The organism is Pseudomonas wadenswilerensis (genome assembly GCF_024749185.1).
GTDB lineage: Bacteria > Pseudomonadota > Gammaproteobacteria > Pseudomonadales > Pseudomonadaceae > Aquipseudomonas > Aquipseudomonas wadenswilerensis.
This window is the reverse complement of record NZ_CP087191.1, coordinates 1,989,540-2,005,346: the sequence shown is the minus strand read 5'-3', so window position 1 is coordinate 2,005,346 and position 15,807 is coordinate 1,989,540. Positions and strand designations below refer to the sequence as shown.

The following is a 15,807-nucleotide window of genomic DNA, read 5'->3' as shown; positions in this document are numbered from 1 at the left end:
GATCGATTCCTCAGCAAAAGCGTTGCAGTTGCATCTCCCGCAAACGGCTGAGCGTACGCCGGAACGGGAACTCCAGATACCCTTGAGTGTAGAGTGCTTCCAGCGCCACCTCGGCTTCCAGGTACAAGGCGATTCGACGGTCGTAGCATTCATCGACCAGGGCGATGAAGCGCCGCACGCTGTCGTCATGTACTGATAGCTGCGGCAGTTCGCGGTCCCCGGCCACCACCCGCTGGGCGCCATCCTCGGTGCCGCGGGCAATCTTCGCCGGGCGCTGGCGGGCGCCGAGGGCCGGCACCTCGCCCAGCAGGATGGCCTGGAAACTGTCGCACAAGGCCATGAAATCCATGGCGGCAAAGGGTTGCTCACAGAGGTCGGCGTAGCGACACCAGAGCACGCTGTCGCAGCGTTGCACTACGTTCAAGCTGCGCGAGCCGATCTGCAGCGGCTGGCCAGCGCTCGCTTGATCACCACGTAACTGGGCGAAGACCTGCTCAAGGGCACTGGGCCGGCCGTTGTCGCGTACCCAGTAGCGTTGCTGCGCCGCGCCCGGATGCAGGCGATGGTCCTGCTCCCCTGCTACGGCGACCACCTGCATATGCTGCTCGATGGCGGCAATCGCCGGCAGGAAGCGCTCACGGTTGAAACCGTCGCTATAGAGCTGCTCGGGCGGCTGGTTGGAAGTGGCAACGATCACCACCCCGGCCTCGAACAGCACCTGGAACAGGCCACCGAGAATGATCGCATCGCCGATGTCGTTGACGAACAGCTCGTCAAAACACAGCACGCGGATTTCTTCGGCCAGGGACAAGGCCAGCGCCTGCAAGGGCTCGGCCGTGCCGTTGAGCTGGAACAGACGTTGATGCACCCAGCGCATGAAGTGGTGAAAGTGCTGGCGCCGGGCCGGTACCTGCAGGCAGGCGTGGAACTGATCCATGAGCCAGGTCTTGCCGCGTCCGACCGGGCCCCAGAGGTAGACACCCGTTGGGGTTTCGCCGCGCTGCAGGGCCTCGAAGCAGGTTTGCAGGGCCGTGGCGGCCTGCAGCTGGGCCGGGTCGCTGACAAACCCCTGGCTGGCAATGGCCTGCCGGTAGAGGGTCAGGGGGGACTGTTCGGAGAAGCAGGACATGCGCGGCGTCCGTCGCAAAAGCAGGCATTCTGCGGCTGCAGCGCAGTATGGGGCAAGCCCGCATTCTGTGGGAGCTGGCTTGCCAGCGATGGGGCCAGTACAGCCTGCACATCAGAAGGCGCCTGGATTACGACCGCTGCGCGCTCGATCGCAGGCAAGCCAGCTCCCACAGGGCTCGGTGCAACTCTAAAGATCCAGCCCGACTTTGAGCAGCGCCCCATCACGCTCATCGGTCAGCAGGTACAGATACCCGTCCGGCCCTACCCGCACATCGCGGATCCGCGCCTTGAGCTCGCCGAGCAAACGCTCTTCATGCACCACTTTGTCGCCGTTGAGTTCCAGGCGAATCAGCTCCTGCGCCGCCAGCGCGCCGATGAACAGGCTGTGCTCCCACGGCTTGAAGCGTGGGTTGTCGTAAAACGCCATGCCGCTGATGGCCGGGGATTTTTCCCAGACATGGTGCGGGTCGACCATGCCATCGACATGCTCGCCCCTGGCTTCGGGAATCGGCATCAGCGAATAGTTGATGCCATGGGTGGCAATCGGCCAACCAAAGTTCTTGCCGGGCTTGGGGATGTTGATCTCATCACCGCCACGGGGCCCGTGCTCGTTGGTCCACAACTCGCCGGTCCAGGGGTTGAGCGCCGCGCCCTGCTGGTTGCGGTGGCCGAACGACCAGATTTCCGGGCGCACGTTATCGCGACCGACAAAAGGGTTGTCCTTGGGCACCGTGCCGTCCGGGAGGATGCGCACCAGCTTGCCCTGCAGCTTGTCCAGGTCCTGCGAAGTCGGCCGCTGGTTGTTCTCGCCAAGGGCGATGAACAGGTAGCCGTTGCGGTCGAACACCAGGCGCGAGCCAAAATGGTTGCCGCTGGAGAGCTTGGGTTGCTGGCGGAAAATCACGTTGAAGTCTTCAAGCTTGGCACTGTCTGCTGACAAGCGCCCGCGGCCCACCGCTGTGCCGGCCGTGCCGCCTTCCCCGCCGCCTTCGGCATAGGACAAGTAGACCATGCGGTCCTGCTTGAAAGTCGGCGACAGCACCACATCGAGCAGGCCGCCCTGGCCCTGCGCCCACACCTCAGGGACGCCGCCCAGTGGTGCCCCGACCTTGCCTTCGGGGCTGACGATGCGCAGGTTGCCAGCCCGCTCGGTCACCAGGATGCCCTGGCCGTCCGGCAAGAATGCCAGGGCCCAGGGGTTGCGCAAGCCCTCGGCGAGGGTGCTGACCTTGACGCTGCCCTCCTCGCTCTTGAAATCGCGCTCGGGCGCGGCGTGGGCCAGCAGCGGCAGCAACGCCGCGGTCATCAGGGTGGGTAGCCAGGTGCGTGGGGACATCAGCGATTCCTTCCAGGGAGGGCCTGTTACTCAGGGCCCGGGCGCAGGTGCGCGCGGCGGGCGGGTGGGTTCCAGGCGCGGGGTGGTCTGTTCGCGGCGGATGTTTTCGCCATTGCCGATACCGCGGTTTTCAAGGGTCGGCGGGCGCGGATTGGGCTGGGTCGAAGGGCCGCGCACAGGCGGCGTGGCCGGCACGCTGCCCTGTCGGCTGTTGGGGTTGGCGCGCATGATCGGGCTGTTGTAGGGGTTGTTGTTGCTGGCCGCCAGCTGCAACGGCGCGGCAACGGGCGCAGCCTGCAGCGGCGAGCTCAAGAGCAGGGCCATTGCCAGGCCCGACAGGGATCGGTTCACGGTATTCACCTCCGGCACCACGCGGCGCCGAAAACCAGCGCGCCCAAGCGTTGGATAGCCTAAGGCGCGACAGGTTCGCCGGGAAACCTCGAATTCCCCCGGAGGTGATTCATTTTGTTACCGGATCAGCTATCGACCTTATGCCGGGCGGCATACAGGCAGAGCATCTCCATGGCCAGGGTCGCGCCGGCCAGGGCAGTAATATCGGCATGGTCGTAGGCCGGCGCGACTTCCACCAGGTCCATGCCCACCAGGTTGATACCGCGCAGCCCGCCGAGGATTTCCAGCGCCTGCACCGTGGTCAGCCCACCACACACCGGGGTGCCGGTGCCTGGGGCGTACGCAGGGTCCAGGCAGTCGATGTCGAAGGTCAGGTACACCGGCTGGTCGCCGACCCGTTGCCGAATCGCCTCGATGATCGCCTGGGTACCGCGGCGATGCACCTGGCGGGCGTCGAGCACGGCAAAGCCCTGGGTATCGTCATTGGTGGTACGCAGGCCGATCTGCACCGAGCGCGCCGGGTTCACCAGGCCTTCACGGGCAGCATGCCAGAACATGGTGCCGTGATCGACGCGCTGGCCCTCCTCGTCCGGCCAGGTGTCGCTGTGGGCGTCGAAGTGAATCAGCGCCAGCGGTCCGTGTTTGCGTGCGTGGGCCTTGAGCAGCGGGTAGCTGATGAAGTGGTCGCCGCCCAGGGTGAGCATGGCGCAGCCGGCTTCGAGAATCTGCTCGGCATGGGCCTGGATGCGCTCGGGCACGGTATGCGGGCTGCCGTAGTCGAAGTTGCAATCGCCGTAGTCGATCACTGCCAGGTGCTCGAAGGGGTCGAACTCCCACGGCCAGTGCCGGGCCCAGGCCTGCTGCACCGACGCCGCGCGAATCGCCCGCGGCCCGAAACGCGCACCGGGGCGGTTGCTGGTGGCGGTGTCGAACGGCACCCCGCTGACCACCACATCGACACCGCGCAGGTCGCGGCTGTAGCGGCGGCGCGAGAAGCTGGTGATGCCGGCAAAGGTGTTTTCGGCGATGGTGCCGTAGAGGCTGTCGCGGGTGATGGCCTGGTCGTTGTCGGGGGCGAGGTCCATGGTCGGGCTCCTGGTCTGTTGTTATTGGCGGCTACGGAAGGTGGTCCAAAGGCGAGTGCGCTGGCGCATGTCGGCCAGGCTCATGCTGCGGTCGGCAAACAGCCGCGCGCGCACTTCGGCCGAAGGGTAGATGTCCGGGTCGCTGCGTACCGCCTCGTCCACCAGGGGCGTGGCGGCCTGGTTGGCATTGGCGAAGAACAGCGTGTTGGTCAACGGCGCCACCGAGTCGGGGCGCAACATGAAGGCAATGAAGGCGCGGGCGGCGTCCGGGTGCGGCGCGTCCTTGGGCATGACCAGGTTGTCCTGCCAGATCAGCGTGCCTTCGCGGGGAATGCGATAGATCACCCGGTACGGCTTGCCGGCCTTTTGCGCCTGGTCGGCGGCCATGGCCGCGTCACCGTTGTAAGTCAGGGCCAGGCACACACTGCCGTTGGCCAGGTCGTTGATCTGCCGGCCGTTGGCGACATAGCGGATGGAGGGTTGCAGTTGCTTGAGCAGCGCCTGGGCGGCCGCCAGGTCGTTTTTGTCGCGGCTGTAGGGATCCTTGCCCAGGTAATTCAAGGCTACGCCAATCACCTCCTGGGGCGAGTCGGACATGGCAATCCCGCAATCCTTGAGCTTGCTGGCGTACTCGGGCTTGAACAACAGGTCGAGGCTGTCCAGCGGTGCATCGCCCAGCCGCTGGCGCACCGCCTCAAGGTTCATGCCCAGGCCCAGGGTACCCCAGGTGTAGGGCACGGCGTACTGATTGCCGGAGTCGACCTCGGCCAGCTTGGCCAGCAGGTCTTTGTCTAGATTGCCGTAGCCGGGCATGGCCTGGGCCTGCAGCGGTTGCAAGGCACCGGCAGCCAGGGCGCGGGCCAGCAGGCTGGCGGACGGCACCACGACGTCATAGCCACTGCCACCGGTGAGCAACTTGGTTTCCAGGACTTCGGTGGTGTCGAAGGTGTCGTAGCGCACCTTGTAACCGGTTTCCTGCTCGAAACGCTGCAAGGTTTCGGGGGCGACATAGTCGGCCCAACTGTACAGATTGAGGACTTTTTCCTCGGCCTGCACCGGCAAGGCCAGGACCAGGGACAACAACCACAGGGATGTACGCATGTCGGGCACCTTTGTCAGTGGATGCCGCCAGCATGCCTGCCGGGTTACATTACTAAAATGGCAAGTCAATTAACCTGACATTCATCGGGAGCAATGTTTGATGTTGGGACAACTGCACGACCTCGACCTGCATCTGCTGCGGCTGTTCGTCACTGTAGTCGAGGCTGGTGGCTTCAGCGCCGCCCAGGGCGTGCTGGGCCTGAGCCAGCCAAGCATCAGCCAGCAGATGGCGCGCCTGGAAACCCGTCTGGGTTATCGCTTGTGCAGCCGCGGCAAGGGCGGCTTTGGCCTTACCGCCAAGGGTGAAGTGCTGCTCAAGGCCACTCGCGAGCTGCTGGTGCAGATCGAGGCGTTTCGCCATCAGGCCAATGGTGTCGCCGGGCGTTTGCTCGGCGAGGTGCGCATCGGCATTTCCGAAGCCCAGGAAAGCACCGTGACCTTGCGCCTGGCGCGGGCCATCGAGCGCTTTCGCCAGCGTGACGAGTCGGTGCGCCTGGAACTGGTCAGCGCCATGCCGGCAGACCTTGAGCGTCAACTGTTGCAGCAACGCCTGGACCTGGCCATCGGCTATTTTTCCGGCAAACAGGCGGCGTTCGATTACACGCCGTTGTTCGAAGAAAACCAGCGCCTGTACTGCGCCAGCCATCATCCGCTGGCCGGCCAGCCGGACGTTAGCCTGGAGGCGTTGCAGCAGGCCGACCAGGTCGAACACCCCTACCGTTTCCAGAGCCGCCAGGAGCCCTTTGACGGCACCAGTGGCGCAGCCCGTTCAGAGCAGGTGGACGGTGCCCTGACCTTCATCCTCTCCGGCCAGCACATCGGCTACCTGCCCTGCCACTACGCCGAGCCTTGGGTTGAGCGCGGCCTGTTGCAGGGCCTGGACCCGGCGCTGGATTTCACCGTGCCGTTCGTGCTGGTGCGCCATCGCGCCCAGGTGCCCAGCGACGCCCAGCAGGCCTTCGCGGCCGACCTGCTGGCAGCCTTCGCCTGACTCAGTAGGCCAGCGACCAGGTCAGGGTGTAGGTGCGGCCACGGCCCTGGTAGTCGTAGAGGTAGGCCGGGCCGTAGGTCGGTGAATAGAACAGCGTCGCGCGCTGGCCCCAGACGGTGCTGTACTGTTTGTCGAGCAGGTTCTGGATGCCGGCACTGAAGGTCCCGAAGCCGGTGTCCTGGCTGCCCAGCAAGTCGAAGGTGGTGTAGCCGCTGATCGTGTGATCGGCATCGTCCTTGAGGGTGAAGGCGTGGTTGGCCTGCAGGCGTGCACTACGGCCATCGCCCTTCCAGCCGACGAAGGCAGTGGACTTGGACAGCGACGCATAACGGGCATCGCGCTTGATCCAGTCGCCGTCCTTGTCTTCCTCTTCCGAGCGCACCAGGTGCAGGGTGCTGCCGGCCTCCCAGCCGCTTTCGAAGTGGCGGGTCAGCGCGCCTTCAAAGCCGAAGTCGCGGCTCTTCTGTTCTTCGACGTTGATGGTCAGGGTGGCCATGTCGGTGGTGATGATCTTGTCCGACCAGATGTAGTACACCGCCGCCTGGGCGTCCCAGTCCAGGTCGGCATAGCGCCAGCCCAGTTCCACCTGGCGGCTCTTGATCCCGGCCAGCGGGTTGTCTTCGACACTCAGGCCCGGCTTGCCGTAGTACTTGGCCGGGTCCGGCAGGTCGAAACCTTCGCCGTAGTTGCTCCAGACCTGGTGGCCGTTCTTGAAGTCGTAGATGGCGCCAAGGTTGAACAGGTTGACCTGGTAGTCGTTGTTGCCGCCGGGCACGCTCTTGAAATCGCCGACATCGACGTCCATCTGCTGGCGCCGGGCGCCGCCGGAAACCGTCAGGTTCTCGGTCGCCTTCCAGTCCAGCTGGGCGTAGGCCGAAATGCCATCGACCCGGTAGCTGGGGTAGCGCGCCGCCTTGCTGGCTTCATCCAGGTCCAGGCCACCGCTTTCGGACGACGTCAGGGCATCGAAGGTGGTCTGGTCGGCATTGAAGCGCTCGCGGTCCAGGTCCACGCCGTAGGTCAGCTTGAGGCTGTCCCACTGCTTGGCGAACAGCGCCTTGAGGCTGCTGACCTCGAAGTTCTGCTGCGAAGCGGCAAAGTACACGCCCTTGGAGCCCGCCGGTTTGCCGGTGTTGTAGTACGGGAACGGATAGAAGTTGTCGTCTTCCTTGCGGTACGAGGCCTGCAGGTAGAAGTCCTGGCCGAGCACATCGCTGTGGTGGTAGTTGGCATTGAGCAGCAGGCGCTTGGTGCGCGGCTCTAGGTCGGTGGAATAGCCACCACGCAGCTCGGCATCTTCCAGGTCCGAAGGGCCGTTGTAGTTGAGGTTGGGAAAGTAGATACCGGTGCTGCCGTGGTTGCCCGAGTCGTAGTATTGGGCCAGCAGGTCGAGGCTCTGCTCGTCGTTGAATTTCAGGCCCAGGCTGCCGAGCACGTCGATGGTGCGGTTGTACTGCAGGTCGGTCTGGGTGTTGTCGATGAATATCTGGTCGCCGGCACCGTCGTAGAAGGCTTCGTTCTGCTCGGCGGACACGCCCAGGCGCGCGTTGACGCGCTCGTTGCCGCCGCTGATCGACTGGGCGATGCGGGTCGACAGGTCGTCGCTGTTGTTGAAGCCGCTGCTGGCGCCCAGCTGGGTTTCAAAGCGCGCCGGCCCCGCCTCGCCCTTCTTGGTGACGATGTTGATGATCCCGCCGGTGGCACCGCCGCCATAGATGGCGCTGGCGCCGGAGAGCACTTCGACTCGCTCGACGTTGAACGGCGAAATGCTGTCGAACTGGCGCGACAGCCCGCGTGAGCTGTTCTGGCTGACGCCGTCGATCATCACCAGCACGTTGCGCCCGCGCATGTTCTGGCCGTAGTTGGTGCGCCCTTCCGGCGCCAGGTCCAGGCCCGGTACCAGTTTGCCGATGGCCTCCTTGAGGCTGACGCCGCTGTCGATCTGCTCGCGCAATTGCTGTTGGTCGACCACCCAGACGGTGCCGGGGATTTCGCTGATCGAGGTGCTGGTACGCGAGGCCACGCTGACTTCGATGGGCTTGAGGCTGACACTTTGCGCCGCCGCGCTCTTGCGCAGGATCACCGTGTTCTGCTCGCTGAACTGCCAGCTCATGCCGCTGCCGGCCAGCAGGCTTTGCAGGGCCTGGGCGATGCTGTAGCGGCCATTGAGCGCCGGGCTTTGCCGGCCGGCCACGTCCTGGCTGGTAAACAGCAGGTGCAGGCCCGCCTGGTCGGCGAAGGCGGTCAGGGCCTGGTCGAGGCTCTGCGCTGGCAGGTCCAGGGATACTTCACGTTCCTGCTGGGTGCTGGCGGCATTTACCGCATCGGCAGCGTGCACTTGTAGCGTGCCGAGCAATGCGGCAACGGCAGTGGAGGCCAGCAGGGCGTGTTTGAAATAACCGGTGGAACGGGCGATTGGCTTGAGCGGACCCTTCACTGTTGTCTTCCAGGCAAATGGTTGTAAATGAGAATGGATTGCTGATCAGTCTCACTACGACGATTGGGCGGGGAAGAACTTGCAGTGGGAATTTGAAAATATTTTTTGCGCAGTTACGACCCTATCGCTGGCAAGCCAGCTCCCACAGGTACGGTGCATGCAATACCTGTGGGAGCTGGCTTGCCAGCGATGAGACCCGTCAGTACACCACCGCCAGCCAGGGCAGGTAGGTAACCTTCAATGCATAGCGCTGCTCAAGGGTGCGCAACAGCCCCTCAGGGTCGTTCAGGTCAAACACCCCGCTGACCTGCAGCGCCGCCAGTTGCTGGTCAGACAGCACGATACGCCCGTGCTGATAGCGCTCAAGCTCGGCCAGTACTTCACGCAGCGGCTTGCCGTTGAAGATCAGCTTGCCGCGCTGCCAGGCGGTTTGCGCCCGGGCATCGGGCGATGTTTCCAGCAACTGCCCGCCGACCCGCGCCTGGCCCTGGGCAACCACCACGCGATTGCGTGCACCGTCACGGCGCACACTGAATACCGCGGCGCTGCCCTGCACGGGCTCAGCCCCGGCATCGACCACGAACGGCCGCGGGTCGGCGGCCGGCTCGAACAAGGCCTCGCCGGCCTTGAGGACAACGCGGCGCTCGCCACGGCTGAAATCCACCGACAAGGCGCTGCCACTGTTGAGGGTGACCTGCGAGCCATCGGCCAGGGTGATGCGTTGCTGCTGGCCAACCCCGGTGTGGTAGTCGGCAAGCAAGGCTGGTGCCTGCTGCACACTGCCATATCCGACCAGCGCCAGCACCAGCGAAGCGGCAATTTTCGAGCCCCAGCGCCGCCGACGTGGCGCCGTCGCTACGACTTCAGCCGCCGCGCGGGTCTGCCCGAGGTCCGCCCACAACGCCTCGGCTTCGCTCGCGGCCTCGGCGTGAGCCGGGCTCAGCGCGCACCAGCGCTGGTAGCGTTGTTGGTCGCTGGCGCTGGCGTTGCCCGAATGCAGCAGTACCTGCCAGTCGAGGGCATCATCGGACAAATCGCTGATCGGCTGCGGCGCGGGCATGGCAAGGGCATCAGTCATGGTTGTGTTTGAGCCAGTCGCGACAATGGCGCAAGGCCTGGCCGATGTATTTTGCCACCATGCTCTCGGAAACGCCCAGCCGTTGTGCAATCTGCGCCTGGGTCAGGCCTTCGACGCGGTTGAGCAGCAACGCCTGACGGGCATTGGCCGACAATTGCAGCAAGGCTTCATCGAGCAGCTCCAGGCGTTCACTGGCCAGCAACGCCGCTTCCGGCGCTGGCGCCGGGCACGGCACCTGGCGCGCCGCTTCGCTGTCGTCGAGGTTGGCACTCATGCGTTGCTCGCGGCGCAGGGTATCGATCGCCAGGTTGCCGGCCACGCGAAAGATGAAGCTGCGCGCATGCAGCACCGGCAGCTCCTGCTGCTCGATCTTCACCAGCTTCAGGTAGGTTTCCTGGGCGACGTCGGCGGCCCGCTGCCGGTCGCTCATGCGCCGGGTCAGGAACTGCAGCAGGTCATCGTAATGTTCCTGGAAGCTTGAAAGCAGTCCGGACACGGGAGACGTCAACATGAAGGATTCGATGGGCCAGTGGGAGGAATTAGCGGGCGTTAATGAGAACAAGTATCTTTCATAACGCACAGCACTTTCAACGCCGCTGTGCATTTGCCACACTCGGAGTTGTTCTCCTGCGCTGGAGCTGTGCCTGTGACCCGATTCCTACGCCTTTGCCTGGCCCTGCTGTTGATCGGCGGCCTGAACGCCTGCGCCCTGTTCCAGTCCCGCGACCCGGTGAACATCAGCGTGATCGGTATCGATCCCCTGCCCGGCCAGGACCTGGAGCTGCGCATGGCGGTGAAGATCCGCGTGCAGAACCCCAATGAAACCGCGATCGACTACAACGGCATCGCCCTCAACCTTGAGGTCAACGGCCAGCCGCTGGCAGCTGGCGTGAGTGATCAAAGCGGCAGTATCGGCCGCTTCAGCGAAGGCGTGCTGGTGGTGCCGGTGAGCATCACCGCGTTCTCGGTGCTGCGCCAGGCCGTGGGCCTGAGCCAGGTGCGCAGCCTCGACGGCCTGCCCTACACGGTGCGCGGCAAGCTGGCCGGCGGCGCCTTCGGCACCCGGCGCTTCAGCGACAGCGGCCGGCTCAACCTGCCACAACCGGCCAGCGCGCCCTGGTAAGACTCAGCCCTGGTTGATGAAGCGCACGCCGGGCTTGCTGCGCTCATCCACGCTCAGCTCGAAGATGTCCGGCCGCGCATAATGGCCGACCACGTCGAAGTCATAGCGGGCGCGCACCAGCTCTGCGGTGTCGATCTGGGCACACAGCAGACCGCGCTCACCGACCAATGGCCCGGCCAGCACTTCACCCAGCGGCCCGACGATCACGCTGCCCCCGGCAATCAGCTGGCGCTCGCCCGGCCAGTCGGCGACCTCGATGCCCAGCGCGTTGGGCGAGTCCTGCACCTGGCAGGCACTGATCACGAAGCAACGGCCTTCGGCGGCGATATGGCGCATGCTCATCTGCCACAGCTCACGCTCGTCCACCGTCGGTGCACACCAGAGCTCCACGCCCTTGGCGTACATCGCTGTGCGCAGCAGCGGCATGTAGTTTTCCCAGCACACCGCAGCGCCGATACGCCCGGCACGGCCTTCGATCACCGGCAAGGTCGAGCCGTCGCCACGGCCCCAGATCAACCGCTCGGTACCGGTGGGCATCAGCTTGCGGTGCACCGCCACCAGGCCCTGCTCGGGCTCGAAGAACAGCACGCTGCAATACAGGGTATGGCCGCTACGCTCGATCACCCCGAGCACCAGGCTGGCGCCGGTACGCGCCGACAACCCAGCGAGGGCCTCGGTCTCGCTGCCGGGTACGTCGATGGCATTGGCGAAGTAGCGGGCGAAGGCCTCGCGGCCTTCGGGCAGGCGGTAGCCCAGGCGCGTACCGAAGGTCTCGCCCTTGGGATAACCGCCCAGCAGCGCTTCGGGCATCACCACCAGGCTGGCGCCCGCGTTACTGATGGCCTGCTCGTACGCAAGGATCTGCTCCAGGGTATGGGCTTTGCCTTCAGGCGATGAACCGATCTGCAAGGCGGCGACGACGGACTTGGTCATTAGCGGGTGCTCCGGGTGGGCGATGGGTATTGCAGATTGTCGGCGCCGGACCAATCATGAATAAAGCCCACTTCGTTTCTGAATGATATGAATCCTGCAAATATCACCGACATCGACCTCAACCTGCTCAAGGTCTTCGAAGCCCTGCACGACGAAGTCAGCGCCAGCCGCGCTGCCGTACGCCTGGGCCTGACCCAATCGGCAGTCAGCGCTGCCTTGCGGCGTTTGCGCGAGGTCTATGGCGACCCACTGTTCATGCGCACCGGGCGTGGCCTGGCGCCAACCCTGCGGGCCAACCAGCTCAAGCCGCTGATCAGCGAAGCGTTGAACAAATGCCGGCAAAGCCTGGCCCTGCTCGATCCGCAAGCCGAACAGTTCGAAGGCCGGGCAGTGACCCTGGGCCTCTCCGATGATTTCGAGATTGCCTACGGCCGGGCCTTGATCGAGCAGGTGCAACGGCTGGCGCCGGGCCTGCGGCTGATCTTTCGCCAGACTCACAGCCAGATCGTCGCCCGCGCTTTACTTGATCGTAGCCTTGATCTGGCGCTGGCCTCAGGCGGGTTTTCCGCCCGCCTGCTCAGCCGCCGGGTGCTCGATGAAGGGGATTATCTGTGCCTGCTCGACCCGCACAGCATGGCGCCCGGGCAAAGCGCATTAAGCCTGGATGAGTTCGTGGCGCGGGAGCAGATTCTGGTGTCGTCAGGGGGGTTTATCGGCATCGTCGACGAGGCACTGGCCGAACTGGGCTTGAGTCGCCGGGTGGCGGCGTCGACCAGCCATTTTGCTGCCCTGGCTTACTTGCTCAAGGGCAGCGAGCGCCTGGCCACCCTGCCCGGCCATGCCGCCCGGACCATTGCCGAAACCGCCGGCCTGGTGGTGCTGCCGTGCCCGCTGGCCTTGCCGCAATATCCGGTGGAACTGGGCTGGCGCACCGGCGGGCAACCGGACCCGGCGCTGGAGAAAGTCCGTGAAGCGGTACTGGCGGTGTTCGCCTGAGGCTTACTTGGCCGCTGCCATCAGCTTGTTGACTTCACTGCGGACCATGTTGGCGTATTCGGGCGGCGACATGCCGTCCAGTTCGGCCCGGACCCATTCGGCCCACTTGCCCTTGCGCCGTGGTTTTTCGGCGATCAGCCGGGCGGCGTCGGCCTTGGCCTTGCCCAGGTTGGTCTGCCAGAGCTCGAACAGTCGTGCTTTCTCGTCCTCGATCTGCGCCCGTTCGGCGAAGCTCTTGTTGGCCAGATTGAAACTCATGAGGGGTGTCCTGCCGCTGGAAAATAGGCGCTATCTTACACTGTAGCCGCCGGGGCCCGGCAAACCGCTGCAACTTTCCGCGCCCGGCGGCATCCACTGTTCAATGCCATCAACTGACGAGGAAGCGCCCATGGCCAGGAAAACCACCGTGCAAAGCGATGCCGAGCAAATCAAGGATCAGGCTTTCAGTGAACTGCAGGCGTTGATCGAAGAGTCGGAAAAACTACTGAACGACAGTGCCGCACTGGTTGGCGAAGAAGCCGAAACCCTGCGCGCCCAGATCGGACTGAAATTGAAGCAGGCCCGTGATGCGGTCACCAGCGTGCGCAGCAAGGCGCAGCCAGTGGTGGATGCCACCCAGGACTACATCGGTGGCCATCCGTGGCAGACGGTGGCGATTTCCGCGGGGTTCGGCCTGGTGGTCGGTTTGTTGCTGGGGCGCAGACCTTAATACCCATCGCGGGGCGAGCCGACTTGCCCCGCGATCCAGTCAACGCAAATTCAACGGCTGCACCAGCCCGCAGGCAATCGCCATCCCCACCAGCGCCGGCAAGTGATCGGCCTGCATGCGCTTCATCACCCGCGAGCGATACAGGTCGACCGTCTTGATGCTGACCTCCAGCTGCTCGGCAATTTCCCGATTGGTATAGCCCTGCACCAGCGGCAGGAACACATCACGTTCGCGGGGCGTGAGGCTGTCGACACGCGCCTGCACCGCTTCCAGCGGCCCGGCATGGCGCACTTGCCCGAGCGCGTCCTGAACGCTATCGAGCAGTAACTGATCGTTGTAGGGTTTTTCGATGAAATCGCAAGCCCCGGCCTTGAAGGCCCGCACCACGATCGGTACATCGGCGTGGCCACTGACAAAGATCACCGGTAAATCGATCCCCCGCGCACGCAACGCGTCCTGCACGCTCAAGCCGCCCATCCCCGGCATGCGCACATCCAGCAGCACACAGGCCGGCACATGGCCGTCGCAGGCGTCAAGAAACGCCTGGCCACTGGTGAACGGCAGCGCCTGCAAGCCCACCGACTCGAGCAACCACACGGTCGAATCGAGCATGCCCTGATCATCATCGACCACATACACCCGCGGTTCCTGCATATCACTCCCCACTGTTTGCCACCGGCGCCAGCCGACAGCACAAGATCAATCCGCCCGCCTCGCCAGGCTGTGCCTGCAAGGTGCCGCCAAAGCCTTCGACGATACTGCGGCTCATGCTCAGGCCCAAACCCAGGCCGTCCGGCTTGCTGGTGTTGAACGGGGTGAAGATGCCATCCAGGCGCTCGGCCGCCACCCCCGGCCCCTGATCGCTGACCCGGATCGTTAGCCAGCCCGCCGCAAGCTCGGCGCTGAGCAGGATACGCGAGGCCTGGCCGTCGTGCTGGTCACGGTTGGCGTCGATGGCATTGCGCAACAGGTTAAGCAGCACCTGTTCGAGCAGCACCCGGTCGGCATACACCGGTGGCAACCCCTCGTCCACACGCTGCTCGATGCTCACCTGATCGCGGCTGGCCTCCCAGTCGCACAGGCGTACCGCTTCAGCCACGACATCGGCAATCGCCAAGGCCTGCAGGCGTCGCGGTTCCTTGCGCAAAAAGGCGCGCAAGCGCTTGATCACTTCAGCGGCATGGGTCGCCTGTTCATTGATGCGCTGCAAGCCTTGGGCGACGCGTTGCGCGGCCTGCGGATCGCGCTCCACGGCTTGCAGGTAACGCTGGCTGGCACTGGCATAGTTGACCACCGCCGCCAGCGGCTGGTTGATTTCATGAGCAATCCCCGAGGCCAGCTCGCCCAGGGTAATCAGCCGGGCGCTGTGGGCCAGTTCGTCCTGATGGCGGCGTTGCTGGCTTTCGCGCAGTTCACGCTCGGTCATGTCGCGGGCCACCAGCGAGTAGTAGCGCTCACCACCGGTAGCGCGATGGGCCAGCAACACCAGCGATACCGGAAACGCCGCGCCGCCCTGGTGCGGGATCAGCCGCGCCTCGGCCTGCCACACGCCGTGCTGCTCGGCACGCTGCCAGCCTTCGCTGTGCAAGCGCTGCTGCAGCTGCGGGTCGAGCAAGGCGTGCAACCCGGGCAGCGGCTCTACCCCCTGCAACCCCAGGGTCCGCCGCGCCGAGCGGTTGAGGTAGCTGAGCCGGCCGTCGCGGTCGCTGAACAGCACCAGGTCGGTGTTGGCTTCGACCACCTCGGCCAGGCGCCGGCGGTTTTCCTGGGCTTCGATACGGACACTGATGTCCCGCGAGACGCTGACAATCTCCACCACGGCACCGGTATAGGTTTCGCGGATGGCGCGGCTGGCGATCTCGAACCACAGGTAACGCCCGTCACGGTGCCGCACCCGGCAGGTCATGGTCTGGTAGCCGTCCTGCTCCAGCGCCTGGGATGCCTGCAACAACGATTGCTGGCGATCCTGGGGATGGAACAGCGACTGCACTTGCACCCCGCGCAGTTCTTCCGGCCAGTAGCCCAGCAGGCGGAACGCGGCGGGCGAGGCATCGATAAAACTGCCGTCAGGCGTGTGCCGGGAAATCAGGTCGGTGGTGTTCTCGGTGATCAGCCGGTACAGGCGCCGGGCCTGGCTGGCGTCACGTTCACCCTGGCGCTCCAGGGTGGCATCACGACAACGCGCCAGCACCTGCTGGGCGGCGTCATCGGGGATGAAGGTCCAGAGCAGGATCTGCCCGGCCACCGGCGCCTCGACCTCATTGATCGCCCGCCCTTGCTCCAGGCAGGCGCGCACCAGTGCCCGGTAGTTGCTCGGCAGCCAGTGCTCGACGTCACGCTGCGGCCAGGGCCCGAGCAGCGCCTGCAAGGCCGGGTTGCTGGCCAGTACGCTGGCTGAAGCATCCAGCAACAGGCTCGGTTGCGGATCCTTGGCCAGCAGCAAGGTGAAAGAAGTATCCAAAGCGGCGCCTCAGGGCTTTTATAGTATTTATACCATATTGCTATAGTCTATCTTCCAGTTACCATAGCCATTCGCGTA

15 protein-coding genes and 1 pseudogene are annotated in these 15,807 nt (G+C 64.8%); 4 read left to right on the top strand and 12 right to left on the bottom strand.

What is annotated here, in order from left to right; all coding sequences use genetic code 11:
• Nucleotides 1–10: 10 nt before the first annotated feature.
• The 5 genes from zapE to LOY45_RS09215 form a co-directional block, all read right to left on the bottom strand.
• On the bottom strand, nt 11–1,129 hold the full coding sequence (gene zapE, locus LOY45_RS09235) for a cell division protein ZapE (RefSeq protein ID WP_258579003.1): 1,119 nt from the start codon (nt 1,127–1,129) through the stop codon (nt 11–13).
• Between the two features lie 186 nt (nt 1,130–1,315).
• Entirely contained in the window at nt 1,316–2,464 is a 1,149-nt protein-coding gene (locus LOY45_RS09230; RefSeq protein ID WP_258579002.1) for a PQQ-dependent sugar dehydrogenase, read from the bottom strand.
• A 30-nt stretch (nt 2,465–2,494) separates the two neighbouring features.
• On the bottom strand, nt 2,495–2,815 hold the full coding sequence (locus tag LOY45_RS09225) for a hypothetical protein (protein WP_115087822.1): 321 nt from the start codon (nt 2,813–2,815) through the stop codon (nt 2,495–2,497).
• 125 nt (nt 2,816–2,940) lie between these two features.
• A complete protein-coding gene (speB, locus tag LOY45_RS09220; protein WP_115087823.1) occupies nt 2,941–3,900 on the bottom strand; it encodes an agmatinase in 960 nt (319 codons plus the stop codon).
• A gap of 21 nt (nt 3,901–3,921) precedes the next feature.
• Nucleotides 3,922–5,001: an extracellular solute-binding protein gene (locus tag LOY45_RS09215; protein WP_258579001.1), complete on the bottom strand. Its 1,080-nt coding sequence runs from the start codon at nt 4,999–5,001 to the stop codon at nt 3,922–3,924.
• A 100-nt stretch (nt 5,002–5,101) separates the two neighbouring features.
• Here LOY45_RS09215 and LOY45_RS09210 point away from each other — a divergent pair, with 100 nt between their 5' ends.
• Complete coding sequence (locus tag LOY45_RS09210; protein WP_258579000.1) at nt 5,102–5,992, top strand: LysR family transcriptional regulator; 891 nt, start codon at nt 5,102–5,104, stop codon at nt 5,990–5,992.
• Nucleotide 5,993: 1 nt separating this feature from the next.
• On the opposite strand, the gene LOY45_RS09205 is transcribed toward LOY45_RS09210, so the two are convergent.
• From LOY45_RS09205 to LOY45_RS09195, 3 genes and pseudogenes are all read right to left on the bottom strand, one after another.
• Nucleotides 5,994–8,429, bottom strand: a complete 2,436-nt coding sequence (locus tag LOY45_RS09205) for a TonB-dependent receptor (RefSeq protein ID WP_258578999.1) — start codon at nt 8,427–8,429, stop codon at nt 5,994–5,996.
• A 199-nt stretch (nt 8,430–8,628) separates the two neighbouring features.
• Nucleotides 8,629–9,507: a FecR family protein gene (locus LOY45_RS09200; RefSeq protein ID WP_233674777.1), complete on the bottom strand. Its 879-nt coding sequence runs from the start codon at nt 9,505–9,507 to the stop codon at nt 8,629–8,631.
• 4 nt (nt 9,508–9,511) lie between these two features.
• Nucleotides 9,512–10,018: pseudogene (locus LOY45_RS09195) on the bottom strand (RNA polymerase sigma factor); the annotation flags it as partial.
• Nucleotides 10,019–10,153: 135 nt separating this feature from the next.
• Between LOY45_RS09195 and LOY45_RS09190 the strand changes: the two are divergent.
• Nucleotides 10,154–10,630: an LEA/WHy family protein gene (locus tag LOY45_RS09190; protein ID WP_115087828.1), complete on the top strand. Its 477-nt coding sequence runs from the start codon at nt 10,154–10,156 to the stop codon at nt 10,628–10,630.
• 3 nt (nt 10,631–10,633) lie between these two features.
• On the opposite strand, the gene LOY45_RS09185 is transcribed toward LOY45_RS09190, so the two are convergent.
• Nucleotides 10,634–11,563, bottom strand: coding sequence for a carbon-nitrogen hydrolase family protein (locus LOY45_RS09185; RefSeq protein ID WP_115087829.1), 930 nt, complete (start codon nt 11,561–11,563; stop codon nt 10,634–10,636).
• Nucleotides 11,564–11,650: 87 nt separating this feature from the next.
• Between LOY45_RS09185 and LOY45_RS09180 the strand changes: the two genes are divergently transcribed.
• Complete coding sequence (locus LOY45_RS09180) at nt 11,651–12,559, top strand: LysR family transcriptional regulator (protein WP_115087830.1); 909 nt, start codon at nt 11,651–11,653, stop codon at nt 12,557–12,559.
• A gap of 3 nt (nt 12,560–12,562) precedes the next feature.
• Here the strand turns inward: LOY45_RS09180 and LOY45_RS09175 are convergent, their stop codons facing one another.
• Nucleotides 12,563–12,817 (bottom strand): hypothetical protein, encoded by a 255-nt coding sequence (locus LOY45_RS09175; RefSeq protein ID WP_010226580.1) that lies wholly within the window; start codon nt 12,815–12,817, stop codon nt 12,563–12,565.
• A gap of 130 nt (nt 12,818–12,947) precedes the next feature.
• Between LOY45_RS09175 and LOY45_RS09170 the strand changes: the two genes are divergently transcribed.
• Nucleotides 12,948–13,268: an ElaB/YgaM/YqjD family protein gene (locus tag LOY45_RS09170; RefSeq protein WP_115087831.1), complete on the top strand. Its 321-nt coding sequence runs from the start codon at nt 12,948–12,950 to the stop codon at nt 13,266–13,268.
• Nucleotides 13,269–13,307: 39 nt separating this feature from the next.
• On the opposite strand, the gene LOY45_RS09165 is transcribed toward LOY45_RS09170, so the two are convergent.
• Nucleotides 13,308–13,922, bottom strand: a complete 615-nt coding sequence (locus LOY45_RS09165) for a response regulator transcription factor (RefSeq protein ID WP_115087832.1) — start codon at nt 13,920–13,922, stop codon at nt 13,308–13,310.
• 1 nt (nt 13,923) lies between these two features.
• Nucleotides 13,924–15,729: a PAS domain-containing sensor histidine kinase gene (locus LOY45_RS09160; protein WP_115087833.1), complete on the bottom strand. Its 1,806-nt coding sequence runs from the start codon at nt 15,727–15,729 to the stop codon at nt 13,924–13,926.
• Nucleotides 15,730–15,807 lie beyond the last annotated feature (78 nt).